General features: G+C 40.6%; 23 protein-coding genes. 3 read left to right on the forward strand and 20 right to left on the reverse strand.

The window, feature by feature from the left end:
- Positions 1 to 13: 13 nt before the first annotated feature.
- From pntB to L3V25_RS04370, 4 genes are all read right to left on the reverse strand, one after another.
- Positions 14 to 1,396, reverse strand: a complete 1,383-nt coding sequence (gene pntB / locus L3V25_RS04355; RefSeq protein WP_237294227.1) for a Re/Si-specific NAD(P)(+) transhydrogenase subunit beta — start codon at positions 1,394 to 1,396, stop codon at positions 14 to 16.
- A gap of 9 nt (positions 1,397 to 1,405) precedes the next feature.
- Positions 1,406 to 2,959: a Re/Si-specific NAD(P)(+) transhydrogenase subunit alpha gene (gene pntA, locus L3V25_RS04360; RefSeq protein WP_237294228.1), complete on the reverse strand. Its 1,554-nt coding sequence runs from the start codon at positions 2,957 to 2,959 to the stop codon at positions 1,406 to 1,408.
- A gap of 309 nt (positions 2,960 to 3,268) precedes the next feature.
- Positions 3,269 to 3,544 carry an HlyU family transcriptional regulator gene (locus L3V25_RS04365; RefSeq protein ID WP_237294229.1) on the reverse strand — a complete coding sequence of 92 codons (276 nt, stop codon included), beginning with the start codon at positions 3,542 to 3,544 and terminating at the stop codon, positions 3,269 to 3,271.
- A 110-nt stretch (positions 3,545 to 3,654) separates the two neighbouring features.
- On the reverse strand, positions 3,655 to 4,638 hold the full coding sequence (locus tag L3V25_RS04370) for a Solitary outer membrane autotransporter beta-barrel domain (protein WP_237294230.1): 984 nt from the start codon (positions 4,636 to 4,638) through the stop codon (positions 3,655 to 3,657).
- A gap of 147 nt (positions 4,639 to 4,785) precedes the next feature.
- On the opposite strand from L3V25_RS04370, the gene L3V25_RS04375 reads away from it, so the two are divergent.
- Both L3V25_RS04375 and L3V25_RS04380 read left to right on the forward strand, forming a co-directional pair.
- A complete protein-coding gene (locus tag L3V25_RS04375) occupies positions 4,786 to 6,237 on the forward strand; it encodes a protein adenylyltransferase SelO (RefSeq protein ID WP_237294231.1) in 1,452 nt (483 codons plus the stop codon).
- A gap of 61 nt (positions 6,238 to 6,298) precedes the next feature.
- Positions 6,299 to 6,757 (forward strand): DUF3069 domain-containing protein, encoded by a 459-nt coding sequence (locus L3V25_RS04380; RefSeq protein ID WP_027695266.1) that lies wholly within the window; start codon positions 6,299 to 6,301, stop codon positions 6,755 to 6,757.
- A 133-nt stretch (positions 6,758 to 6,890) separates the two neighbouring features.
- Here L3V25_RS04380 and L3V25_RS04385 read toward each other — a convergent pair whose 3' ends face one another.
- Positions 6,891 to 7,583, reverse strand: coding sequence for an aspartate/glutamate racemase family protein (locus L3V25_RS04385; RefSeq protein WP_237294232.1), 693 nt, complete (start codon positions 7,581 to 7,583; stop codon positions 6,891 to 6,893).
- Between the two features lie 147 nt (positions 7,584 to 7,730).
- Between L3V25_RS04385 and L3V25_RS04390 the strand changes: the two genes are divergently transcribed.
- A complete protein-coding gene (locus L3V25_RS04390; RefSeq protein ID WP_237294233.1) occupies positions 7,731 to 10,334 on the forward strand; it encodes an MMPL family transporter in 2,604 nt (867 codons plus the stop codon).
- A 78-nt stretch (positions 10,335 to 10,412) separates the two neighbouring features.
- Here the strand turns inward: L3V25_RS04390 and L3V25_RS04395 are convergent, their stop codons facing one another.
- From L3V25_RS04395 to L3V25_RS04465, 15 genes are all read right to left on the reverse strand, one after another.
- Entirely contained in the window at positions 10,413 to 11,834 is a 1,422-nt protein-coding gene (locus L3V25_RS04395) for a hypothetical protein (RefSeq protein ID WP_237294234.1), read from the reverse strand.
- A 234-nt stretch (positions 11,835 to 12,068) separates the two neighbouring features.
- The gene (locus L3V25_RS04400) at positions 12,069 to 13,772 is read right to left on the reverse strand and encodes a bifunctional protein-serine/threonine kinase/phosphatase (RefSeq protein WP_237294235.1); all 1,704 of its coding nucleotides are present in this window, start codon (positions 13,770 to 13,772) and stop codon (positions 12,069 to 12,071) included.
- A gap of 158 nt (positions 13,773 to 13,930) precedes the next feature.
- On the reverse strand, positions 13,931 to 14,743 hold the full coding sequence (locus L3V25_RS04405; protein WP_237294236.1) for a formate/nitrite transporter family protein: 813 nt from the start codon (positions 14,741 to 14,743) through the stop codon (positions 13,931 to 13,933).
- Between the two features lie 359 nt (positions 14,744 to 15,102).
- Positions 15,103 to 15,705 carry a putative adenosine monophosphate-protein transferase Fic gene (locus L3V25_RS04410; protein ID WP_237294237.1) on the reverse strand — a complete coding sequence of 201 codons (603 nt, stop codon included), beginning with the start codon at positions 15,703 to 15,705 and terminating at the stop codon, positions 15,103 to 15,105.
- Complete coding sequence (locus tag L3V25_RS04415; protein WP_237294238.1) at positions 15,698 to 16,153, reverse strand: YhfG family protein; 456 nt, start codon at positions 16,151 to 16,153, stop codon at positions 15,698 to 15,700. The genes L3V25_RS04410 and L3V25_RS04415 overlap by 8 nt, the downstream gene beginning before the upstream one ends.
- Before the next feature lie 108 nt (positions 16,154 to 16,261).
- Positions 16,262 to 17,248, reverse strand: a complete 987-nt coding sequence (locus L3V25_RS04420; protein ID WP_237294239.1) for an endonuclease/exonuclease/phosphatase family protein — start codon at positions 17,246 to 17,248, stop codon at positions 16,262 to 16,264.
- 401 nt (positions 17,249 to 17,649) lie between these two features.
- Positions 17,650 to 18,219: a hypothetical protein gene (locus tag L3V25_RS04425; RefSeq protein ID WP_237294240.1), complete on the reverse strand. Its 570-nt coding sequence runs from the start codon at positions 18,217 to 18,219 to the stop codon at positions 17,650 to 17,652.
- Between the two features lie 189 nt (positions 18,220 to 18,408).
- Positions 18,409 to 18,708, reverse strand: a complete 300-nt coding sequence (locus L3V25_RS04430) for a hypothetical protein (RefSeq protein WP_237294241.1) — start codon at positions 18,706 to 18,708, stop codon at positions 18,409 to 18,411.
- Positions 18,709 to 18,710: 2 nt separating this feature from the next.
- A complete protein-coding gene (locus tag L3V25_RS04435; RefSeq protein WP_237294242.1) occupies positions 18,711 to 19,121 on the reverse strand; it encodes a hypothetical protein in 411 nt (136 codons plus the stop codon).
- A 1-nt stretch (position 19,122) separates the two neighbouring features.
- Positions 19,123 to 19,821 (reverse strand): HNH endonuclease signature motif containing protein, encoded by a 699-nt coding sequence (locus L3V25_RS04440; RefSeq protein WP_237294243.1) that lies wholly within the window; start codon positions 19,819 to 19,821, stop codon positions 19,123 to 19,125.
- A gap of 508 nt (positions 19,822 to 20,329) precedes the next feature.
- On the reverse strand, positions 20,330 to 20,863 hold the full coding sequence (mog, locus tag L3V25_RS04445) for a molybdopterin adenylyltransferase (RefSeq protein WP_237294244.1): 534 nt from the start codon (positions 20,861 to 20,863) through the stop codon (positions 20,330 to 20,332).
- A gap of 141 nt (positions 20,864 to 21,004) precedes the next feature.
- The gene (locus L3V25_RS04450) at positions 21,005 to 22,762 is read right to left on the reverse strand and encodes an alpha-amylase family glycosyl hydrolase (RefSeq protein WP_237294245.1); all 1,758 of its coding nucleotides are present in this window, start codon (positions 22,760 to 22,762) and stop codon (positions 21,005 to 21,007) included.
- Between the two features lie 2 nt (positions 22,763 to 22,764).
- Entirely contained in the window at positions 22,765 to 23,988 is a 1,224-nt protein-coding gene (locus tag L3V25_RS04455; RefSeq protein ID WP_027695866.1) for a glycosyl transferase, read from the reverse strand.
- 50 nt (positions 23,989 to 24,038) lie between these two features.
- The gene (locus L3V25_RS04460) at positions 24,039 to 24,893 is read right to left on the reverse strand and encodes an HAD-IIB family hydrolase (protein ID WP_237294246.1); all 855 of its coding nucleotides are present in this window, start codon (positions 24,891 to 24,893) and stop codon (positions 24,039 to 24,041) included.
- On the reverse strand, positions 24,886 to 25,056 hold the full coding sequence (locus L3V25_RS04465; protein ID WP_237294247.1) for a hypothetical protein: 171 nt from the start codon (positions 25,054 to 25,056) through the stop codon (positions 24,886 to 24,888). Before L3V25_RS04465 ends, L3V25_RS04460 begins: the two co-directional genes overlap by 8 nt.
- Positions 25,057 to 25,162 lie beyond the last annotated feature (106 nt).

The raw sequence follows: 25,162 nt of genomic DNA on the forward strand, positions 1-25,162 counted from the left end.
CGAATACTATTAATTACAGTGCTTTCGCAATCGCATCTACACTGGCTTTAGCATCACCAAACAGCATTTGCGTGTTTTCTTTAAAGAACAATGGGTTTTGTACACCGGCATAACCTGTGCTCATTGAACGTTTAAAGACAATCACGTTTTTCGCATTCCAAACTTCCAGTACAGGCATGCCTGCGATTGGGCTATTTGGATCTTCTTGAGCTGCCGGGTTAACGGTATCGTTGGCACCGATAACCAGAACCGTATCTGTTTCGGTGAAATCGTCGTTGATCTCATCCATTTCTAATACGATATCGTATGGTACTTTCGCTTCAGCTAGTAATACGTTCATGTGACCTGGTAGACGACCCGCTACAGGGTGAATACCAAAGCGAACTTCAATACCTTGTGCACGTAGCTTTTCAGTGATTTCGTAAACTGGGTACTGTGCTTGTGCAACCGCCATTCCGTATCCCGGAGTGATGATTACTGACTTAGAGTCTTTCAGCATTTCAGCTACATCTTCAGCGGTTGTTTCACGGTGCTCACCTTGCTCTTCATCGCTTGATGTAGAAGTTGGTGCTGCGCCGAAACCACCAGCAATAACACTGATGAAAGAACGGTTCATGGCTTTACACATGATGTAAGACAGAATCGCACCAGAAGAACCCACTAGAGCACCGGTAACGATAAGTAGATCATTTGCTAGCATGAAACCTGCTGCTGCCGCTGCCCAACCTGAGTATGAGTTCAGCATTGACACAACAACTGGCATATCCGCACCACCAATTGATGATACAAGGTGGTAACCAAATACCAATGCAATCGCCGTCATCACCATTAGCGCTAGCATGCTGCCATCGTTGTTCACGAAGTAGATCATCAACAAAGTTGAAGTCACTAATGCTAATAAATTCCACTTATGCTTATGAGGAATGTTCATCGCAGAAGATGAAACCAGACCACGTAGCTTACAGAAAGCAACAATCGAACCACTAAAGGTTACTGTACCAATGAATACACCTAAGAATACTTCGACTAGGTGAATCACGTGTTCAGCATGGTTTAAAGTCATAGTGCCCATGTCTAAGTAGCTGTTGTAGCCTACTAACACAGCTGCCATACCTACAAAGCTATGCAGCATCGCCACTAGCTCAGGCATTTCTGTCATTTCTACTTTCTTCGCGTAGAAAATACCAATCGCACCACCAATCACCATCGCAATGATGATCCAAGTAATACCACCCGTTTCAGGGCCAAAGATCGTTGCGATCAACGCGATCGCCATACCAGTAATACCGTAGTAGTTACCAGCACGAGCAGAATCTTGCTTAGATAGACCAGCAAGGCTCATGATAAAAAGAACGGCAGCAACAATGTATGCCGCTTGTACTAATCCTGCAGACATATGTTACTCCTATTTCTTACGGAACATTTCAAGCATACGTTTGGTCACGGTAAAGCCACCAAAAATGTTAATGCTCGCAATTAATACAGCGATGAAAGACAAGACGGATACCAAAGTATTTCCTTGTCCAATTTGCAACAATGCACCGACAACGATAATGCCAGAAATAGCATTGGTTACCGACATCAATGGAGTATGCAATGAATGCGAAACATTCCAAACTACGTAGTAACCGACCACACAGGCCAATACAAACACAGTAAAGTGTGAAAGGAATGCAGCAGGAGCAACACTTGCAATCCAAGCAAACGCACCGGCAGCAACAACCATACCCACCACTTTCTTAACAGGTGACTTAGGCTCTTCAACTTTAGGTTCTGGTGCAGCTTGAGGTTTTGCAGCAGCTTGTGGTTGCGCAGATACCTTAATTGGTGGCGCAGGCCATGTTACTTCGCCTTCTTTTACTACTGTCACACCGCGAAGAACGACATCTTCAAAGTCGATATTGATGTTGCCATCTTTCTCTTTGCAAAGCAGTTTAAGAAGGTTTACAAGGTTTGTACCGTACAACTGAGAAGATTGAGTCGGCAAACGACCTACCATGTCAGTGTAACCAATAATCGTTACACCATTTGGTGTAGTAATTACTTTATCGGCTTCAGTGTATGCACAGTTACCGCCATTCGCAGCAGCAAGGTCAACAATCACACTACCCGCTTTCATGCTATCAACCATTTCTTTGGTGATAAGCTTCGGCGCTGGACGGCCAGGGATCAATGCGGTTGTAATGATGATATCAACATCTTTAGCTTGTTCAGCATAAAGCTCTTCAGCCTTTTTGTTGAATGCTTCAGACATTTCTTTCGCGTAACCATCACCAGAGCCAGACTCTTCTTTGAAATCAACTTCTAAGAATTCTGCGCCCATTGATTGGACTTGCTCTTTTACTTCAGGACGTACATCGAATGCACGAACGATAGCGCCTAGGCTACCGGCAGCACCGATTGCAGCAAGACCGGCAACACCCGCACCTGCAACTAATACTTTCGCTGGTGGCACTTTACCTGCAGCGGTAATTTGACCAGTAAAGAAGCGACCAAATTGATGCGCAGCTTCAACGACCGCACGGTAACCCGCGATGTTTGCCATTGAACTCAATGCATCTAGCGATTGCGCGCGAGAAATACGCGGCACAGAATCCATCGCCATAACATTAATATTTTTGGTCGCCAGTTTATTAAGCAATTCTTCGTTTTGAGCAGGCCAGATAAAGCTAACTAAGCTCGCACCTTCTTGAATTAGCTCAAACTCATCCACACCTGTTTCATCGTTAATACGAGGCGCGTTTACTTTCAAGATCAAGCCTGATTTCCACACTTCTTCAGTATTAACAATTGAAGCACCTGCGGCTTCGAAGGCTGCATCGTCAAAGCTGGCAAGAGCACCGGCTCCTGACTCAACGGCGACTGTAAAGCCTAGTTTTAAAAGCTGCTCTACCGTTTTAGGTGTGGCAGCAACTCGCGCTTCACCTGCGAGTATTTCTTTTGGTACACCAATCTGCATAGCTATTCCTTGAACATTGGCACAATAAATTTGTAGTTCACTATCATTAACCTATTTCAGAGTATGACTTTCCGTAAAGGCTTCATCATCTGATAGATAATCGTTAACGATAGTAACCGTAAGTTCAATGTAATAAAAAAACATTTTTATATGACATATAACTCTAAGTTTGACGATTCTCACTCTTATGACGTAAAAAAACAACAGATTGATCACAATAACAGGTCATACCTGATATGCACGCCATGCATTTGTCTAAAAAACTTTCCTGTGATACGCCATAAAATGCTTATTAAACATTCAATTAGATTAGAAAATATTGCCCGATGACTGGTCAATAAACACCTTTGATTTCTTAACCATTAATTCACAAGCATCTGATTCAGAAGACAATACATCTGAACGTATAAAACGATGGCTCTTAACCTCACCATCAATCTCTTTGGTTATTTGTCCAGCGATGCGAAACTGACCACCTTCTGCGATAGGTTCTGGATAAATTAGAAAGCCATTGTACTCAATTGGCTCTACTTCTTTTTTTACTTGTGTTTTGCTGCCACCAAATAACTTCGATAAAAATCCCAATGCTCTATCCTCTTTATAATTCTCTATCCAATATTTGTTTTAACGTTCTTACTACTGCCATCAAGCTAAACGATTAAATCGTATAATCCAACACATTGACTATGCGGTTGTTACTCATTAAAGAATAAAACTAAGCTCCCGCCTTTCAGCGCACTACCATAATTCATGTTAATGCCTATTCCGACATTATCGATGTAGTCTTTAAAAATTGGCGGCGTAAGCAGTAATCCAACCGAAAATTCATAATAGTTATCCGTACCAAACGAAGCCTCAGGATCTCCCTTTAAATCGATACGCTTAAAACTGGTATAAGCCGAAGGTATGTATCCATCCCAATTGGTTAAGTTGTAATTGGCCTTTAAGCCGTTAACCATGTACCAACCTTTCGGATTACCAAAATCATACTCACGCTTTTTATCCCAAACTTTGCCATAAAAATAGTTAAAGGATGATGTGTACTTCCAATAGCCCCACTTACGCTTTAGTTCATAATTCAGCTCAATGTTAGGCTCAGCAATATAAGAACGGCTCGATGTATTATAGGCATAGCCATCTAAAAAGGGTTTTAATTGCTCACTTTCTCGACTGTTATAAGAGTGCTTATTTTTGAAATACATCAGATGGTTGCCTAGTCCGTACTTAATATTCCAAGAATCAGTAATATTGTAGATAAGGCGATATTCAAAAAAAGCATCATAGACTTCATTACTATCTGTATCTGCGGGTAAATCAGGTCGGCTATCTAAAGAGATGGTGTTTTCAAAGTGAACATAAGAAGCACGTACCGCTATTTCATGCTTAACTTGAGGGCTGGGGCTATTGAGCTCCCATGAATAGGGAAAAGAAGTAACGGAAACTTTGTTTCTTAAATCTAATGAATTGTCATCCCCTAAATCATCGTTATCAAATGGTGTAATCGCGTTAGGGTTAAAATCTTGTATGCCAAATTGAATCGCATCGCTATCGGTTAATACCACAGCAGTTGCGAAGTTCTGCCGTGCACGAGATTGGATTTCCTCATCAGCGATAGCGGATAAAATCACGGCAAAATAAACAATACAACCAACGAACCATGCCGATAAAACTGACGTCACTGACAACCCTTATAATAAATTTATGACTCTCATTTCAATCAGAATGGGAAATGAAATGGAAAGTACTGCTTAACCTTAGTTTTGCTCGGTGTTATATACCCAAGTAAGTATGCTAATTTATCTAGACAAAATAAAGGGGATTCCGTTATGTCATCTTGGTCTAGCGCACAGTTTAGCTATCATTTTCATGGATTATCAGAATCCTTCTACCGAGGTGTTACGCCGTCACCATTAAGCCATCCTCATTGGGTTCATTGGAACCGTGAATTTGCTGAATCACTCCAACTCCCAACAGAACATAATACAGAAATGCTCAATGCTTTTTCTGGTATTACTCTACCTGAAGAATTTAAACCAATCGCCATGAAATACGCCGGTCACCAGTTTGGTTATTACAACCCTGATCTAGGTGATGGTCGCGGCTTATTGATGGCAGAAATCAAAGCAAACGATGGGCGACGTTACGACATTCATGTTAAAGGTGCAGGCTTAACACCCTTTTCTCGTCAAGGTGATGGTCGCGCGGTTCTTCGTTCTAGCATCCGTGAATATCTATGTTCTGAAGCCTTGCACCACTTAGGTATTCCCACTACTCGCGCGCTAGGATTAATCAATAGCGAGACTCTGGTTTATCGTGAAAAAACTGAAACGGGTGCAATTTGTATTCGCCTCGCAGAAAGCCATATCCGCTTTGGTCATTTCGAGCATTGCTTTTATACAGGTCAACACGAACAACTTAAAGAGCTGGTTGAACATACCTTAAGCAATCACTTCCCTGAATGCCAACAACAAGAAAAACCTTACGCAGCCATGCTACAGCAAGTGGTCATTTCTACCGCTCAATTATTTGCCAAATGGAATGCCTTTGGTTTTGCTCATGGAGTACTCAATACCGATAACATGTCGATACTAGGACAAACCTTCGATTTCGGGCCATTTGGTTTTTTAGATAACTACAATCCAAGCTTTATCTGCAACCATTCTGACTACCAAGGCCGTTACTCCTTCGCCAATCAACCGAATATTGGATTATGGAACTTAACCGCCCTCGCTCACTCATTATCACCATTGATTGAACGTAGTGATTTAGATGACGCTCTCGCGCTCTACGAACCGGAACTTAACCGTGAATTCAGCCGTTTGATGCGTAATAAAATTGGATTGCAAACCAAACAAGAGCAAGATCCTGAATTATTTGGTGAGATGTTTGCTCTACTAGCCAAAAACAAAGTCGACTACACTCGCTTTTTCCGTCAGCTTTCAATGCTCGATAGCCAAGGAATTCAGCCAGTGATTGATTTGGTCTTAGATCGTGAAGCAGCGAAAATCTGGTTAGAGCAATACCAACAGCGGTTAACTCTAGAAACACAAAGCGATGCTGAACGCTGCGAAGCAATGAAAACTCACAACCCTAAATACATTTTGCGTAATCATCTTGCTCAAATCGCTATCGATAAAGCGGAAGATGGAGACTACTCTGAAGTAGAAACATTATTTAACTTGCTACAAAACCCTTATGATGAGCAACCAGAGTATGATCAATATTCAAATCTGCCGCCTTCTTGGGCACATGAACTTGAGATCAGTTGCTCTTCGTAGCAAGCTTATCCATAATGCAGGCTTAGCAGCACAATTGTGCAGAATTAAATGAGGTTTCCTTATGTCAGAACAACAAGAAGTAAACGTTACAGAAGAGTCAGTGGAAGCCATTGATCTAAGCACTTATTCACCAGAACTTCGCCACCTTATCGAGTTCGAACAAGTACCAGAGCAAGCTGTACCTATGGTTACTTCAATTCATGAAGTTTCAGAAGAAGCCGTTCGTGATGTATGGGATGATCTACCAGGCAGTGCGCAGAATATTTTAGATAACTTCGAACAATTCCATGCTTTGATTTCTGTAGGCCAAACTTTTGCCGCTATCGATTTCATGCAAGAGTTCGAAACGCTAAAAATGCGTGACGATATGAGCGAAGAAGAGCAACAAGAATATCGCGCAAGCCTACTAGACAAAGTGCTACAAAATTGCGTAAAAGATATGGTTAAGCAGCTTAAAAAAGCACGTCGTGACCCTATCTTGAAAAAAGACTTTATGGAAATCTTTGCAGAGCAAGCTTAATCGCCGCTAGAGCCAAGCATTCCAGTATAAGTAAATGAATAAAAATAACGCTGACTGATGTCAGCGTTTTTTATTGCCTAAAGGTTTGGATGATAGATCTGAATTCTGCATCTTGAAGCCACCTAGGTATAAATTAGCTAATCGCCCACTTCACGGCATAGTCAGCATGAATTTTAGTCGTATCGTATAACGGCACATTTGTGTGGCTTTGATTAATGAGCAATGCAATTTCAGTGCAGCCTAGTATGACAGCTTGCGCACCTTGTGATGCTAAACGCTCAACCACATCAAGATAGCGCTCCCTCGATTCAGCATTAACCACACCTTGGCAAAGCTCTTCATAGATCACCGAGTGGATCACATCGCGATCTTCGTCATTTGGTACCAAGACTTCAATGCCGAACTTATCAACTAAGCGGCGTTTATAAAAATCCTGCTCCATAGTAAAGCGAGTTCCAAGCAAGCCTACTTTAGTAACGCCATCGCTCAACAATTGTTCAGCCGTCGCATCCGCAATATGTAAAATTGGAATAGTAATTTTCTCTTCAATTTGAGGCGCAACTTTATGCATAGTATTAGTACAGATAAGCAAACAATCAGCACCACCAGCTTCTACTGATTGAGCGGCATTAGACAAAATCACCGCCGTTTCATCCCATTTCCCTTGGTGCTGCAAAGCTTCTATCTCAGAAAAATCGACACTGTATAAGCAAATCTTGGCAGAATGTAAGCCCCCTAGTTCAGCCTTAATGCCTTCATTCAGCGCTTTATAATAACTAACCGTCGACTCCCAACTCATGCCGCCTATCATTCCAATTGTTTTCATATTGCCTCCAGTTCGTTATTTAAACACCGTGCTTTAAGTTATCACCATATCAATAGCTAGTGAAACTTCATATTAATCACCTATTTTTCTCAAACTCTAATAGGTTGTATACTCACCGCTCTCAGTGACAACCATCTAGTGAAGCCCATGACTCTTTCTCAGCATTCCAAATCAGATCCTCACACAAAATCAGGCACGTCAACAAAGCACTCTAGATTTACACCTCAATCATGGCCTTATTGGCTTGGCCTACTACTCATCTGCATAACCACCTATATCAGTGTGATATACAGCCAAGAGCACTTTTCCGTCGATTCGGATCTCAATCATTTGGTCAAACAAGATGCCCCTTGGCGAGATAACCTAGATAAAACCACTCAAGCGTTTGGAGACTCAGAAAGCTCTCTTGTAGTGGTAGTGTCTGGCGATGACCGTCAACAGGTTCAACAAATCAACGAGAACTTAACTCGCGATTTTTCCAAGCAACCTAGCTTTAAAGATGTGTTCGCACCTTCGGCACTACCTTGGCTAAAACAACAAGCGCTGTGGTTTTTATCCGACCAAGAATTTAACGACTTCTCGCAAAACCTAGCCTCGTTAATGCCAAGGTTGCAACGTGCCAGTATGAGCCAATCGCAAATCGATCCTACCTTGCCGGCTAAACAACTTCTTGCTCAACTTAATCAAGCGGTAGAGTCAAAAGATGACAATGCTGCACGCTTATTAATACAAGCATTGAATCAAGTGGCAGAATCAAACCAATCCGAAAAGAATCATCAAGGCACCGCTACCCAAAAAAACACGACGACTCAAGGTGTAAACTGGTTTTCACTGCTCTTTCCTGAAACAAAACAAACAAGCTATCAAATCATTTCGATTAATGCCGAACCGGATCGATCTCAAAAAGAGCCTAACCGCTTCATCATGGAAACCGCACAGAACATTATTAGTCAATATAGTGATGTGTCGGGCGTTCAAATCCGTTTAACAGGACAAACTGCCTTAGATTTTGATGAAATTAAAGATGCAAACCACAGCGTAAAATTAGCCGGTACTATGTCTTTAATTGGCTTAATCGTGGTTTTAGGCTTTGGTATTCGTTCACTGCGCATTATCGCGGCAAGTTATGTTGCGGTGATTGTCGGCCTAGTCTGGACGCTTGCTCTGGGTTTGTGGCTGGTTGGTAACTACAACACCATTTCAATTGTGTTCCTAGTCATGTTCATCGGCCTAGGTGTCGACTTCTCAATCCACTTTTGTTTGCGTATTAGAGAAGAACAAGGCTTACATGCCAATAATCAAGCCACTTTACTGACTTCTATTCGCGGAACATTAACGCCACTCAGCTTATGCGCCCTGACTTCTGCAATCGGCTTTTTAGGCTTTTACCCTACCGCTTATACAGGACTTGCTGAACTCGGTATTATTTCTGCCGCAGGTATGTTGATGGGCTTAGTGGCGACGTTTAGCGTAATCCCCGTGTTTTTCTTCCTATTTGGCTATCCAAGAAAGAAACAACAAGTCATTGAACAAGAGCATAGTGATGAAGGTTATTGGTTAGTTGAGCATCATAAACTGGTGATTGGTATCGCAGTAGTGTTGCTCATCATCGCAGGCATTGGTGCTAGCCAAATGAAATTCGATTTCTCAACCTTAGTGCTTAAATCACCAAAATCAGAATCGGTAAACACCCTAGAAGAGATCCAGCAACAAGGCTTAACTTCAAGCTATCAAATGATGATGTTGGCAAAAACGCCAGAGCAAGCACAGCAGTGGCAGCAGCAACTTGCCAAGCTACCTGAAGTTAGCAATGCACTCTCGATTAATTCGTTCTTATCGCAAGATCGCAATAGTAAAACGGTGACATTGTCACAAGCTATAAATCAGCCGGCATCGCTTGAAGCTAAAGGCATTACGCCAACTCAGATTGCTGAGAAATTAGAAACCTCACCTTATAAAGATGCCCTTTCAAGCAACACATTACATTGGTTAAAAAACGCTAACCAAGCTGAGATTTATCAGGCAATTTCGCTGCAAGCCCTGCAACCTTTAGCTCAAATGCAGCAAAGTTTTACACAAATGATGCAAGCGCCACCCGCCACTATTGATGACATTCCAATGCAACTTGCACAACGTTATTACAATCAAGATTACGCATTAGTAGTTGCCTACCCATCTGGTGATATGCGCGATGTAAAACAGTTGGATGAGTTTATTAATGCGGTACAGGCGGTTGCGCCTAATGCCACCGGACGCCCAGTCGCCGAGCAACAAGTTGGCAAGATTATTACTCAAGCTTTCATGCAAGCCACTTGCTATTCATTAGCCTTAATCGCACTAGTGTTATTGTTTGCTCTAAAGCATAAGAGAGATGTGGTACTGAGTTTTATTCCGCTACTGCTGACAACCCTATCAACCATGGCAGTCGCCCATTGGAGTGGCTTTTCACTGAATATGGCGAATATCATCGTGATCCCATTGATCTTTGGATTAGGCGTAGATAACGGGATTCACATTGTGGAACGTTTCCGCGAGGTAGGCTCAGTAAAAGCCTTCTACCAATCTTCGACACCAAAAGCTGCTGTTTTAAGCTCACTCACGACCATAGTGACATTCGGTTCATTATTACTGGCCGATCACCGCGGTATGTTCAGCATCGGTTTCTTACTGACTATCGCGATTGGCTTTTTGCTAGTTTACAGCCTAACGGTTCTACCCGCGTTGCTGTTTAGTACAAAGAAAGCAGTTTAGTATAAAGAAAAGCGTTTAGCGTGAAGAAAAATGTAGAGCTGCTTCCTTGAAATAACATAAGTGAAGCAGCCTATATATCTAGTCTAATGAATTTAAGTAATCAACGAGCGCTTGTTGATCAACAGAATCATTTAAACCGGTAAAGCCCATATAAGTACCTGGAACTAAATTTTTAGGTGATGCTAAAAACTCCTTTAGCAAGGATTCCGTCCAAATAGGATTGCTTTTAGAGAAGTCGACCAATGCTTTAGAGTAATTATCATAACTACTTTGTGAAGCCACCTTTCGTCCCACAATTGAATTTAAGTTTGGTGCAATTGTAGAGTTATTGGCATGGCATAAAGTACATTGAGAATAAAGCTGTCGACCACGCTCCACGCTGTTTTCAGACAAAACGGCTACATTACCTGCTGTATATTTATTGCGAATATTCAACAAAGATTGAGATTGCTCATCGGTCAGTGTAGACCTGACTTTTAACATGGCCATCGCCTGATCCCATGTCATACTGGCTTCAATTTTTCCAACTTCACGACCGTATTCAATCACTTTTTGACTATCGATAGATTGACCTTTTTGCGCGGCTTCCAAACTGCGCATGAGCTTTGCACGCTGCTCAATAAAATCATGAAACTCAACGATATTGCTTTTCGCGGATTGCGCTAAAATATTTCTTTGCTCTGGAGTAAGTAATGCGATGACTTCTTTGGATACTTGACCTCGTTTAATGCCATGATTCGATGCTAATCTTAAACTTACAAAGCCAAAATGCTGACTTGGCTTGCCAACCACTTCAAAATCATTAAATTCTTCATTGCCCGTTGACCAACTTAGAAAACGAGCAGCTAGGTTTGTCAATTCTCGCTTATCATCCTTATTAAGTTTTATCTTAGGCTCCGAGTTAGGTAATTTGACATCTTGCCCTTTGCCATTCAGGTGAGCATGCCTAATCATATCGAGTTGTTGCTGCTGTTCTACAGTCAAGGTTTGCATTACTTGACCAAAAGTACCGGCGATCACTTCACCAAGTTCTGCCTCATTTTGTCCATAAGTCTGTCCTAATGCGAGGAACTCTTCTTCTGAAAGATCTTCACCAACTAACAACCCTTCAAGTGCTCTATTCATTTCAAAACGACTGGTTACCACCTGTTTAAAGGGTGCTTTTTGCTGTTCAAGGAGCGTTATTAAAGCCTGACGTTGCTTAGTATCGAGGACCGACAAGGTTTGTTTAGCGACTTGACTACGAGATAAGCTATGTCCACTTGCAACACGTAAGCCAACAAAACCAAAATAGTTAGCCATGCGTCCAACAGACATATAATCATTATTGGAAGAGCTTCCGGTTAGCCAAGATAGAGTACGCGAGGCAACTGCATCGGTTAAGGCTTTTTCATCCACATTACTTTGAGCAATATCGCGGACCATGCTGCTATCTTGAGCGTTCGAAATAGGTGGTAAAGCTAATAAAACCATTGCCAACGTAAAGTGAATTACACGCATCCTTGCTAACCTTTTTTATAGTGTGTGTTTATAATCTAAAGGTTATGTCCAGTACTTATAAACCGGAATCTTATTTACATAATTTTACTCAATATTGCTAAGGGATTTATCACTTTAGTTTGCCTTCTACTATTTCCACTAGCATGTCTATCGCGGGCTTTGAAATATTTGATTTAAGATATTTGAAGGCTGAGTGCGTGTTCTTGAAAATGTATCGGAATTATCAATTTCCAGTTATACGCTTTGTATTATTAGTAATATCATCAAGATAACACAAATACTTTGCCAAAATTTGACGGGATCTCGTTGCATTAACGGCGGTTTAGTTTTAGCTAAAAATTGTTTATTTGGTTGATGCAGGTCGTGAACAAATTCGCTGATCTCTGTGTAACGCTTTTGCGGATTTATCTTTAATGCATGTTCTAAAGTGTCATCTATCCAAGCCGGAAATTGGCAATTTTCATCAAGAATACTACGGTAGGCTAGCTTATTTTGTGCTGAAACACTGTTCGCTTGGGCTAGTTTAGGTGAATAAGGAAATTTCCCTGATAACATTTGATAAGTGATTACCGCTAATGCGTATAAATCAGAACGCTTAGTACCTGGTTGACCTAAAAAATATTCTGGTGCGCTATATCGAATGGTGCCACGTACCGCCGCTTCTTTGTACATATCGGTAACACCAGCAATATAGGTTGAGCCAAAATCGATAATTTTAACGGTATTAGTGCTATCAATCATAATATTAGCTGGGCGTAAATCTTGATGGATCATTTCTTGCCGATGAAAGCCTTGTAACCCTTTAGCGACTTGTTTAATTATGTCTCTAACTTGTTCTAATTTAGGTTTAGGATTGTCTATCATCCATTGATTTAAAGAAATCCCGTCAATATATTCTGTGACTAAGTATAAATAATTCCGCTTACGATTAGAGGTAATAGCTTTAGCAACATTAGGATTATTAATACGCTTCGCAATCCATTCTTCTAACATAAAATTTTCAAGGTATTCTTTGTCACTTCTTAGTTCAACGGACGGGACTTTGATAACAACGGTTTCATCGGTGTCAGTATCGCGAGCTAAATAAACATGACTACGACTACTAATATAAATATCGCGTAAAATTTCGTAACCATCAAAAATCATTCTAGGTGATAATGTTGGTGGTAGTGGTAATTGTGTCAGTTGATGAACCTCATCAAGTTGGTAAGTCGCTACTTGATCAACTCGGACTATTTGAATGCTTAAGTTATCATTACTGCCTAATTTGATAGCTTGTTCAATAAGCTTATCTGCTGTTTCGTTCAAATCACTGGAAGCTGATATAGCAGCAGCAACTTCTTGATCAGCTAGGAACTCGTAAACACCGTCGGTGCTAATTACATAAGTATCACCTTCTTCAATAGCTTGTTGGCTGTAATCAACCTCAAAGTTATGCTCAATACCTAAAGCACGGCTTAAATAACTAGTATCTTCTGAAATAATTCGACGATGATCTTCTGTTAACTGTTCTAAATTACCGCCTGAAACACGGTAAATTCGTGTATCACCAGAATGGAAAAGATGTGCTGTATTTGACTTTAATATCAAAGCACTGAAAGTACACACATAACCTTTGTCTTTATTAAAGCGATATTGACTATTACGGGTTTGTGCATAAAGCCATGAATTAATGGACTGGATAACTTTTTGGGCTGAGGTTTTAACTGACCATGAATCAGAAGTGCAGTAGTAGTCTTCTAAAAAACTAGCAATGGCTGTTTCACTCGCTATTTGGCTAACTTCGCTAGAACTAATACCATCTGCCATAGCTAACACTATACCTTTACTACTAGATAGAGGCTCTTTAGGAATAACATGCCCTAAAGCATCTTGGTTAATGGCTTTAATTCCTTTATTAGTTGAACTACCAATACTGACACTTAACGATTTATCCATAAAAGACCTTTAACCTACCTTCAACACTAATCTCGACAAAAGAACTTCAACAAAAAAGGTTTCAAAACCTAAATTAAGAAACCTTTATATTATCAATTGTTATGTCAGTATTATTCGTACTATCTCATTGTAATAACAATACTTTGTATACAGCTAACTTAGCCAATAGTTCGTGCTGGAGAAGTACGCACATGAGTGAAATATAATGGTAAACCAACGAGTAATAAACCACCGGCTAAGTTACCTAATACCGTTGGGATTTCATTCCATAAAAGGTAATCATAAACAGTAAACTCACCGCCCATAATCATAGAGAACGGGAATAAAAACATATTTACAATAGAATGTTCGAAGCCCATAAAAAAGAACAACATTACTGGCATCCACATTGCTGCCATTTTCGCTCCAGCAGATGTTGAAATCATTGCGCCAACAACCCCCATAGAAACCATCCAGTTACATAACATACCGCGAATAAAAATGGTAAACCAACCACCAATGCCGTGTTCTTGGTAACCAACGGTTCGTGATTCCCCAATATGAGCCACTTTAGCTGCTAGTTCCCCACCATCGGTTGCGTAACCATAAGTTAAAATAAAGGACATGAAGAATGCAGTAGCCATTGCACCGGCAAAGTTACCGATAAAGACTAAACCCCAGTTACGCATAACGCCACCAAAGGTAACGCCTGGGCGCTTATCTAACCAAGATAACGGTACTAAGGTAAATACACCCGTTAATAAGTCAAACTTCATTAAATAAAGCATGATAAAGCCAACAGGAAATAAGCAAGCACCTAGAATAGGACTGCCCGTTTTCATCGCTACGGTAATAGCAAAAACTGCTGCTAAACCTAGAATGGCCCCCGCCATAAAAGCACGAATTAAAGTATCTTTAGTAGACATGTAAACTTTTTGCTCGCCGGCATCTACCATTTTAGTGACAAATTCACTTGGTTCTATATAAGCCATAGTTTCTCTCTGTTATCGTTAAATTTATAGTTGTTACAATATTGTTAAGCACAAAAAGTGCCAATATTTCAACTTATTGATTTAACGATATTAATTTAATTTTATAGCTATTTAACAAGCTATCATGAACAGTAGTAGTGCAAAATGTTATGATAAGTGCAATCCTTTGCACCAAAGTTGATAGCATGATTTCTATGGGAATTTTTTAAGGGATTTTAAATAAATGATATTTCTTGAGGTATGTTCAGCATTGGTTTCTTGCTGGTTTACAGCCAAACAGTTCTACCCGCCTTGCTATTTAGTACAAAGAAAAGGGTTTAGCGTGAAGAAATCTCACAACCCAATGTGGAAAATCGTGTTTAACTGCGCTTTTCAGCTTTAGTGACACAAACAGAAAATAGCTCTTTCATTGGTACATAATTACAATGGTAACCATGAATATTGGCGGCTACCCATCGCTCAGGAGTAATACCAGAAAAATTAATATTGTAGCCACAATTGATTGCAATATGCTCAAACAACAAACGTTGAGCACGACCATTACCTTCTCGAAATGGATGGAGTACATTAATATCGCAATAATACTCAGCTAACTTAATAAGCAATTCATTATATGGAAGATCAACTAAATACTTATCTTTTTCTAACATTGAAAACAGATTATTTGCTTCTTTTTCAATTCTAGCTACATTACAAAAACGTGTATTCCCTTTTGAAATATCAATAGTTCTTAGTTCACCTGCCCATTCAAATAGGTCGGAGAACAAAATGTGATGAATTGAGCGCAGATAGTTGAAGTCGTAAGGAGGTAATTGAAATTCCACATACATTGCTGCCAACGTTGTTAAATCACGTTCAGCAGCCTCTAATACAGCTTCATTTCTGATGTTGAGCTTATTAACAAGAACCGTGCTATTTTCGTAAGTATAAGGATCTTGTGTTGTCCCGTATTTATCAGCCACTGATCGCCTTTAACGAATTGAGGTTTGAGTATTTATTTAACAAAATTTGACGTTGTTGCTCTCTGTCGAGTGATACATCGAAATCACTAGCAACATCATGTCCCTCTAAACGCATACTTTCTTTAAAGTTATCCATTTTAACTTGCTCGAAATAGGCATGTTTTTCTTCGTAAGAGGAAAGTTTTGAATTACTTGGCATAACTAAATCAATGTCATTAAGTTGAGATTGAATCGCTTTCCCTGATTCAAAAACACCCCAACTATTAATAGCAAAACGGAAGGTTCGACCTTGGCGCTCTCTTTGAATGTGTAAGCCTAAATCTTCAACTAATGAGTTAACTACGGATTGTACTTTTCGTTCAGAAATCCCAGTTGCAGCAACGATTGCTTGGGTATTTGGAGACTCCAATCGAGTCATTGCAGCTAAAACTAATAATTCGTACTTCATGCTTACCTCGCACATTTATGCGGAAATAATATTAGTCTACTACTCAAAGAGAATGATTTCCATTTTTGAACACTAAATGAACTGTAAACATCCCTACTTTAATGCCATTTAAGGTGTAGGCACATCTTCCTTGCTAACATTTTGAGATTGGGTAATAGAAGTCGCGAACGCTTTATCATCTTGATCGGGAACCAAGCCATCTTGCCCTTCGCCTTTTATTGGTGTGAAAGCCAAGCGAGAAAATAGCGGGAAGTGGTCTGAGCCAATGGATGGTAATCTTTGGATACTCTGAACGGTAAAGTGCTCACTGTGAAAAAGATGGTCTAGCGGCCAGCGAAGTAGCGGATATTCGACATGAAAGGTATTAAACATTCCTCTACCTACCCTAGGATCCAGTAAACCACTCAATTTACGGAATAAACGAGTGGTTCGAGACCATGCCACATCATTTAAGTCACCGGTAACGATGATTGGCTGATCGCTATCTCCCACACTACGCGCGACGATGATTAATTCGGCATCACGTTCGGCTGATTCAGGGTTTTCTGTAGGGCTTGGCGGCGCAGGATGTAGAAAATGCATTCGTACCAAGTCACCGGTCGGCAACTCTACAAGCGTATGCATAGATGGAATATCATCTTCAACTAGGTAAGCAATTTCTTTCTCATGCAACGGCAGTCGCGAATACACATGCATGCCATAAAGGTTATCTAACGGACACTTCATGGTTTCAGGCATATCGACTTCAAGGCATTCTAATTGGTTTTCCCACCATTGATCCGATTCAAGCGTCACCAGCACATCAGGCTGATATTTATTAACCAGCTCAACCAGCTTATGAGCATCTCGATTCGGTGTCAGAACATTGGCGGTTAAGATACTAAGTTGACGAGTCTCATCGACATTTTGGCTTGAATGAACTTCAACTCGCCATAGTTTGGTATAGGGCAAAATCCACCAAAGCTGCCAAACCAAACATAGTGCTGTCGGGATAATAATAAACCAGTTTTGAAGCTCAGAAAGGTCAAGAATGATCAGTTGCAGCAAGATCAGTAATGCGGCACAGATAGCGAGCTGCATCCGAGGAAAGTCCATTCCTCTAACAATCCAATGTGGATGACGGGATATAGGAAGCAGAGTCGCTCCAACAATCAATCCTGTCACTATATAAATCACTATGTCCAAATATCCCAAGTATTTATACCTAAAGTTAAAGCTAAACCGTCGTCAAACACCTACTATAAAACAAAAATTACTAAACCTTGAAAGCCAAGATTTAGTATTTTGTTATCTGCTACATACAATCAGAGCCTTACCTACTCTGTTTTGTCACACTAATCACACTGTAGGAATGGCTGGGGAAGTCCGCATAAGCATTCTCGGTTGATTTAGTAACGCCGCATTAAGGGGGGAAATTTATTGTTGGCTAAAATAACGAACGAAGTGAGAAAAACCAACTGTAAGTTTTCCCACTTGAATGAAATGTTATGTGCTTTTTAATCTGATAGCAATTGAAGGTTTACAGCTAAGTTTTCTCCAATTTCAAATGAAGATTCGATTGCTGTAATAATCTGCACAACTTGAGCCAACGTATATTTACGAGCGTACATATACTTTCCGCCGCTAGTTAACCAAAATTCTAGTTTAATTACATTATCTTTCGCTGTAACCGAAAGCTTAGGATTTGAAATTGCACAATCAATGTCTTTTTTGTATTCGCCATCGAACTCAACTGATGATAGTGCTTCCATCTTTGACCGTGCTAACTTTAAAGTATTTAGCAGAAAATAGGTTTCTAAGGGGTTCAAAGATGCTTTACCCGGGAGGTGACGAGCATCGGGGCCAGGTACATATAAGAATAAATACCAAGAGTAAAAAGCACTATCCGCAGAGTTATGAAATATGAACTTGTTGACAATTGAAGTGAGCTCATTCGATTGGTCAATGGTTTGACCTGAGAAGTATTTGCCAACAGGCCTTTTTTCATGAGCTACTATCGTCCCCGTAATACCATCAATGTATTGAGGTTTAGGTAAAGCTATTGATTTTTTTAATGTTTCGGACATATATCAAATACAAATTTACATTTAAATACAGTTTATGAATTCTACTACAAATTTTGGTTCAGCCTTACTACTTTCTACCAGACACATAACGCCTGCAATAAGGTGCCCCACGAAAAGCCTACAAAGCACACCGAGTTCCATACCAAAAACCGCCGAGTGTAACGGGTCAACTTGATTGCTTTGTTATGTTTATCTATCAGTTGGTTTCATCGTTTCTATGATAGAAATAACGTCACACAAATTACTGCCATTATAAGATAACAGATACTTCGCTGATGCTTTACTTATAAAGTTCAATTCAGCTTCTTCTGATTTAGAAAGCATAGTTATTGAGGCTTTCCCCACTTTTTCCATTAGACCTTTTTTTAATGAAATAGCGTCTAAGCATGACTTACGGCTAGTCGAATTATGAACAATTAAGATATCTATATCATTGAAAGCCTCTGAAGCTTTAAAGTAAGAGCCGAAGCCATAAACTTTAGCTAACAATTTTATAACCAACCATACTCTTTAAATTTATCTTTTTCGTCCTCTGTCATATAAGTCCAATATGCATTTTGATTGATTGCAGCCATAAAGCCACGAACATCGAAGATTCCAACTTTATCTGCCATACAATCTCGCTTTAGCTCAAGACCATAACCACACCAATTTGAGCTTATAACAACAGCATCAAGAGCACCGTAGTTATCGCAAGACTCGACATACTCAGCCGTGCTGAACGAATAACATTCACATATAAATACCTTAAGGGTACTTCCAGTATTTAGTTCAATACTATATAGACCCGCATCTAGTTGCTCACATGAACTAACCTTACTATGCTCATTCATACGCTGTTCAAAGAACCTGTAATTTCGGTAGTAACTCATCCAAGGAAAGTTATCGTGATGTGCGGGCATGTTATTCTCCTAATATTAAGTATTCAAAGTCGCTCGAAAAGCGTTGAACAGCGTTGTAAGGGATTTTATCATGAACCCATTGCTCATAACTTTCGACATGTTGTATAAACTTACTTAAAACTCTTTGTTCCCTGCGAGAGAACAATTCTCTGTATTCCTGCACAAGGGCTGCGATTTCCCTATTATTTGGGACGATCGTTGATAGACGCTCTGAAGTCCATAAAGCGTAAACTTGGTCACTATTAGGATTTTTTCGAGCATTTTCTGACATGGGACCGTATTGCTCCCACGCTTGATAATTTTCTGCCATATAAGGAGCAATTTTGTCCTTAAGTTGCTCAATATTATCTATCTTTGAACCCTGTAACCGAGTTGAAATAAAATTCTCATGCTCACGCTTCATTTCGTGGAGTAATTCAATGGAGAACACAGCCTCATTTTCAGCTTTATCTATCAATGTATGATGAGTTGGGCAAAGCAAGATAAGATTTTCATAGCTATCTCTTTCTATAGCTGATTGTTCTACATCATAGCGATTTGAACCGGGTTTATTACCCTTAATATGTGCCATTTCACCAAGAGTATAAGGAGTAACACCTTCTGCTTCTTCTACTGATAATCTTTCACCACAGCTTCGAAATGAGCACCTACCAGCAGCATTAGACCACAACAGTTTTATTGATTTATTCGTTATCGACATTTATACACCTAAGCTCTGAACAGTTATTTCAAACAATAACACTCATTAACAAGACGACGTTTGACTTAAATCTATTCCTTTAAAATTAATATATTGCACCGATGTTGGCTGATAGATATAACATTGTATTAGTAATAATACACGGATAAACCCACAGATCATTTCAACACGTTCACTGCTAATCAATTCAGTTATCATCATAAAATACTATAATGATGGATTTTTAAAAGCATTTAGCTAATTTTATGCAATGTAGAAAGCGAGAACTGGGTTTAGCGAGCCAGTTGCCACAATCCAAACTTGAGATTATGACATGCTTAATTTTAAATCAGTGAGTTAGGTTTAAATTACAATGTTTACATGAAAATGCGTTTAGGAAGAAATTAAGAAGTGCGGTAAAAAAGAGCGGTATACACATGTGATTGGTAGCAAATTTGGTTTTACTAAAAGCCCTTTGGACTAATAGATTTTCCACTATTAATCCAAAGGCTAATTTTATTATGTGGTGTTACTTCGCTTTCGGTCTAAACGGCTTAATTACGCTTTCATCACACTCTAGGAATGGCCCTTCCATTAAGTCGATGCAGTAAGGAATTGCTGGGAAGACGGCGTCTAAACATTCGCGGATAGATTTAGGTTTACCCGGTAAATTTACAATCAGGCTACTACCACGTAGGCCCGCAGTTTGACGAGACAAAATCGCAGTTGGAACAAACTTTAATGACTCCGCACGCATCAACTCACCGAAACCTGGCATCATACGATCGCACACTGCTTCTGTGGCTTCTGGTGTTACATCGCGTTTTGCTGGGCCAGTACCGCCAGTGGTAACCACTAGGCTACAACCGTCTTCATCCACCATTTTTGCAAGCATGGCTTCGATTTGGTCTTGTTCATCTGGAATGATTTGGTAAACCGGTTCCCACTCTGAGGTTAAGTACTCGTTGAGCGTATCAATGATGGCTTGGCCAGATAAATCTTCATACACACCTTGGCTAGCACGATCACTTACCGTCACAATACCGATTTTTGCTTTGCTCATTGCTTGTTCCTCTACCGAAGTTTTTACCTCGACCATAAGCGAGGTATTTCAAAATTTTAAACCCCGCTAAGATACCGTTTCAAGGTAGAAATGAACATAGCCTATTGCTTTGAAACTCTATTTTATTCGAGCTTTTTACTGTTAGTTGAACCTATTCGTGATCCAGACGGTTTGATACGGCTTTAATTGGATGCTTTCCGTTGAGCCTGTCAGTTCAGTATCGCTGATCAGATCTTTCCAATGATCCGTTTGGATCAAGTTCATATCGGCTAGGTTTAAGGTTTGCTCTTCAAGACTGATATTACTGACACAGAAAATGCTTTGTCGTCTATCCATACTTTGACGCCAAAAACCAAATAGCTGTCCACCTAAGTGCAGCGTAAATTGCACCGCATTGGGATGAAAAGCGGCTTGCCCTGTTCGCAGCTCGATTAGATGCATCAAACGTTTTAATACCTGATGATGTTGAGTATGCGGTTGAGATAATAGATCTTGCAGTTGTGAGAACTCCCAACGATGACGGTTAATCGAGCGATTTTGATTGGTGTTTTCAACTTTATCGTAATCATTCCCCGTACCAAGCAAACTGTGAATGTAAATTCCCGGAATGCCTTCCATCGCCAACATAATTGCATGCGCACAAATGAAGCGGTCTATACCATACTTATCTGGCCCTGCTTGCGTGCCCTGTAAAGCATCAAATAAGGCGATATTGATTTCATAAGGCTTACGGTCTCCATTTTCCGTCGTGCGCCATGACACCAAGCCACCGAACGATTGCATAGTATTCACCAATACATTGATTTCGTTTTCTTGGAGTAAGCCTTCTGCTGGCCGCAAACCAATGCCGTCGTGTGAGGCAATAAAGTTAAAGTACGTTGTACCCTGTTGCGCGGGAGGCATTCCCATCATCCAACGTTTCAGATGATCACCATTGCCCGTAATTAATGTATTCACCAGTAGCGGCGGCAACGAGAAGTTATAAATGGCGTGCGCTTCATTGGCATTGCCAAAATAGGTCAGGTTTTCATGGTTGGGAATGTTGGTTTCAGTAATTATGATGGCTTGTGGGCAGGCTTGTTCAATCAAACTACGTAATAGACGAATCACTTCATGGGTTTGATCGAGATTGATACAACTGGTGCCGAGTTCTTTCCATAGAAACGCTACTGCATCGAGCCTAAAGGTACGAATGCCATGATCGATATATTGACGAATGATCTCGACAAAGGCTTTTAATACTTCTGGATTACGGAAATCAAAATCGACCTGATCGTGGCTAAAGGTACACCAAACATATTGAGTGCCCTGTGCGGTTTCTACTTCTTTGAGTAAGTCTGAAGTTCTAGGCCGCACCACTTGTTGGGTATCAATCTCTGGCGCAGCGGTATAGAAGTAATCATGCCCTACACCTTCGCTCTTAATGAAGTTTTGAAACCAAGCGCTCCTTGCTGAGCAATGATTGATCACCAAATCCGACATCAAATTAAACTCACTGGAAATCGCTTCAATATCTGGCCAGTCACCTAGGCCTTCATTGACACTCGAGTAATCAATCACTGAGAAGCCATCATCCGAGCTATACGGGAAAAAAGGCAGAATATGTACGCCATTGATATGAGGCTGGCAATATTGATTGAGAAAGGATTTTAAGGTTTTTAGAGGCGTTTCACCGCTTTGCAGCAAGCTATCGCCGTAAGTGATCATGATGGTATCTTTCTCAGTCCACAGAGATTGCGATTGCGATATCGGCATAGAAGTCTCTAAATTGGGCGATAGACGCATCGCACTGATTAGTTGATTGGCTAATTCTTTATGCTCAATTGATAATTCAATACCTTGGTAGATCACATCCAAATGGTGACAAATTTTATCTACTAATAGATTTGATGACGTCATACTTAGCCCCCGAATTCTTGTTGATCTAATTCTACCGCCTCTTTTAATCGTTCCATCACATCGGGCATGGCACTGACCACGCGGTTCCAACTTGGAATAAATGGCGTTTCCATCGGGTTATCCAGGAAGCTTTGGCCTGCGGTCATTATATTTTGGGCAAACATTTCGACCGCTTTCTCTTCTAGGTGAACATCCAAAGTTAGGCCATTCATTAAGGCATCGTTGTGGTAGGCTTCAACAAAATCGAGCGCAATGCGGTAGTAAGTGGCTTTAAGCGAACGAAAGCCTTCAGTATTAAAGGTCTCACCTTGAGTCGCCAGTTTACGAAATAGAGATTTAGTAATATCAATCGACATTTTAGATAGCCCACCATCGGTGCAATCTAACGATAAATCTTGATGCTTATGATCGTAGGTTTTGGCGATATCTACTTGGCATAGACGATTGCTGGCATAGTTACGATGCATTTCTGACAACACACCGATTTCTAATCCCCAGTCACTTGGAATACGAATATCACTCAATACATCGCGGCGGAATGAGAACTCGCCAGCTAATGAATATTTAAAGCTATCCATATAATCTAGGTAGGCATTTTGGTCGGTCACACGTTTAAGTGCTTTTAATAATGGCGTGACCAATAAACGTGCCACTCGGCCATTCATTTTGCCATTGGCGACTCGTGCGTAGTAACCTTTACAGAATTCATAATTAAAGCGTGGATTAGCGACTGGGTAGATCAAACGCGCCAATAAATCACGCTCATAAGTGACAATGTCACAGTCATGTAATGCGACCGACTCGGCTTTACCGGTTGCTAGTACGTAACCCATGCAATACCAGACATTACGGCCTTTGCCGAGCTCTTTAGGAGCTAAACCTAGTGCCGCTAATTCTTTATCTAGCGCTTGTAAACGAGGGCCATCATTCCACAAAACCCGATGATGCTGAGGTAAATCTTTAAAGAAAGATAAAGCATGTTTATATTGCGCTTCATCGGCTCTATCTAAGCCAATTACGATCTGAGATAAGTAAGGGACACTCTTTAATTCTTCGACAATTTTCGGCAGTGCTTCGCCTTCTAGTTCCGAAAATAAAGAAGGTAGAATCAACCCCATAGAACGCTGGTCAGCAAACGACATCAGCTCCGCTTCCAATTCCTCCACTGGCCGTTCAGACAAGTTGTGTAATGTTGTCACGATACCGTTTTGATAAAAGTCAGCCATGATGCCTCCTGCATTCCATGCGAAATTAAAGTCTGTTTATTTATTAATATTTACTGCTTCAAATCTAAAATTTTACTCATACACTCTGCCCAGCCCGTTGGGCCATAACTGTCACTATCGATGACTCCTTGTTCACGAGAAAGAACCGGAAAATCATGATGCTCTGAACTAATACGAACGGCGATATCCGCTAATTCGAGCATGCTGATATCATTGCCGCTGTCTCCTAGCGCGATACTGAACCAATCTTTCTGTTGTCCTGTTTGCTGTAAAATATCTCTCTGATAAACATTCATAAGCCACTCCATTGCGATACCCTTTTGAGCGCAGCCGCCGATGTGTAGAAAGCGGCCGCCTTTTAATACCGTTGCACCACACTGCTGCATAAACTCGATAAAGCCCTGTTCTTGTTCAACGCTGCCATGCCAACTAACCGGCTCACTATAGTCACGTTGCAATGCTCGTTGCGCTTCTTCCTCAGTCAAGCCCGTGAGTTTCGCTACTTGTGTTGCTGACATCTCGGTCATCAAACTAAAGCATCCTTCAAATTGGCGTTTAGCTTGCTCAATATATGGTTGCCAGTGACTACGTGGTTGGGTAAAGGATTTGCGCCAATAGTTTTGAATCGATTCAGTGCCTTCTGGTTGATTCATTAATGCTGTGTTTGTTTTAGGAATAAATACCGCTGCGCCATTCTCAACAATGAAAGGAGTCGTTAAACCTAACTGCGGCATGATGAATTGCAATTCAGCAAAGGTTTTGCTGGTGGTAGGAATCACATCAACACTCAAACGCACTAACTTCTTAAGTACCGGTTCAACGGCATCAATACTGTAATCATTATGATCTAGTAGCGTGCCGTCTAAGTCGCTAAAGATGATTAGTTGCTGTCCGAGCTTAAGCATTAAAGATCTCTGACTTTGCTAGTGAGTCAGCTTTAGCCCCAGCTTGACTGATTGCATCAACATGGTGCACAACAAGCGGCATACCATAAGGGCTTGCACTATAAATGACCTTATGTTCGTCCATTGTCGCGTTCAATGATGGAAAATATAATGATAACCACATAGTTGTTGCTCCTTGTGTTAAACACTTAATAAAAGTAATTCAAGAAGCGTGCCACTGGGGTTTTGGCTTTCCAGATACAAAAATGGCCTGAACGTTTCCATTCAGG

This window comes from Vibrio sp. CK2-1, assembly GCF_021726515.1.
In the GTDB taxonomy this organism is placed as follows: domain Bacteria; phylum Pseudomonadota; class Gammaproteobacteria; order Enterobacterales; family Vibrionaceae; genus Vibrio.

What these genes read in the sequence shown, in the direction of transcription:
- pntB (WP_237294227.1), bottom strand. Translation starts at nt 1,396, where the DNA reads ATGTCTGCAGGATTAGTACAAGCGGCATACATTGTTGCTGCCGTTCTT.
- L3V25_RS04420 (WP_237294239.1), bottom strand. Translation starts at nt 17,248, where the DNA reads ATGGACTTTCCTCGGATGCAGCTCGCTATCTGTGCCGCATTACTGATC.
- L3V25_RS04375 (WP_237294231.1), top strand. Translation starts at nt 4,786, where the DNA reads ATGTCATCTTGGTCTAGCGCACAGTTTAGCTATCATTTTCATGGATTA.
- mog (WP_237294244.1), bottom strand. Translation starts at nt 20,863, where the DNA reads ATGAGCAAAGCAAAAATCGGTATTGTGACGGTAAGTGATCGTGCTAGC.
- L3V25_RS04440 (WP_237294243.1), bottom strand. Translation starts at nt 19,821, where the DNA reads ATGTCGATAACGAATAAATCAATAAAACTGTTGTGGTCTAATGCTGCT.
- L3V25_RS04455 (WP_027695866.1), bottom strand. Translation starts at nt 23,988, where the DNA reads ATGGCTGACTTTTATCAAAACGGTATCGTGACAACATTACACAACTTG.
- L3V25_RS04395 (WP_237294234.1), bottom strand. Translation starts at nt 11,834, where the DNA reads ATGCGTGTAATTCACTTTACGTTGGCAATGGTTTTATTAGCTTTACCA.
- L3V25_RS04390 (WP_237294233.1), top strand. Translation starts at nt 7,731, where the DNA reads ATGACTCTTTCTCAGCATTCCAAATCAGATCCTCACACAAAATCAGGC.
- L3V25_RS04450 (WP_237294245.1), bottom strand. Translation starts at nt 22,762, where the DNA reads ATGACGTCATCAAATCTATTAGTAGATAAAATTTGTCACCATTTGGAT.
- L3V25_RS04425 (WP_237294240.1), bottom strand. Translation starts at nt 18,219, where the DNA reads ATGTCCGAAACATTAAAAAAATCAATAGCTTTACCTAAACCTCAATAC.
- L3V25_RS04415 (WP_237294238.1), bottom strand. Translation starts at nt 16,153, where the DNA reads ATGAAGTACGAATTATTAGTTTTAGCTGCAATGACTCGATTGGAGTCT.
- L3V25_RS04435 (WP_237294242.1), bottom strand. Translation starts at nt 19,121, where the DNA reads ATGCCCGCACATCACGATAACTTTCCTTGGATGAGTTACTACCGAAAT.
- pntA (WP_237294228.1), bottom strand. Translation starts at nt 2,959, where the DNA reads ATGCAGATTGGTGTACCAAAAGAAATACTCGCAGGTGAAGCGCGAGTT.
- L3V25_RS04460 (WP_237294246.1), bottom strand. Translation starts at nt 24,893, where the DNA reads ATGCTTAAGCTCGGACAGCAACTAATCATCTTTAGCGACTTAGACGGC.
- L3V25_RS04385 (WP_237294232.1), bottom strand. Translation starts at nt 7,583, where the DNA reads ATGAAAACAATTGGAATGATAGGCGGCATGAGTTGGGAGTCGACGGTT.
- L3V25_RS04400 (WP_237294235.1), bottom strand. Translation starts at nt 13,772, where the DNA reads ATGGATAAATCGTTAAGTGTCAGTATTGGTAGTTCAACTAATAAAGGA.
- L3V25_RS04465 (WP_237294247.1), bottom strand. Translation starts at nt 25,056, where the DNA reads ATGTGGTTATCATTATATTTTCCATCATTGAACGCGACAATGGACGAA.
- L3V25_RS04380 (WP_027695266.1), top strand. Translation starts at nt 6,299, where the DNA reads ATGTCAGAACAACAAGAAGTAAACGTTACAGAAGAGTCAGTGGAAGCC.
- L3V25_RS04405 (WP_237294236.1), bottom strand. Translation starts at nt 14,743, where the DNA reads ATGGCTTATATAGAACCAAGTGAATTTGTCACTAAAATGGTAGATGCC.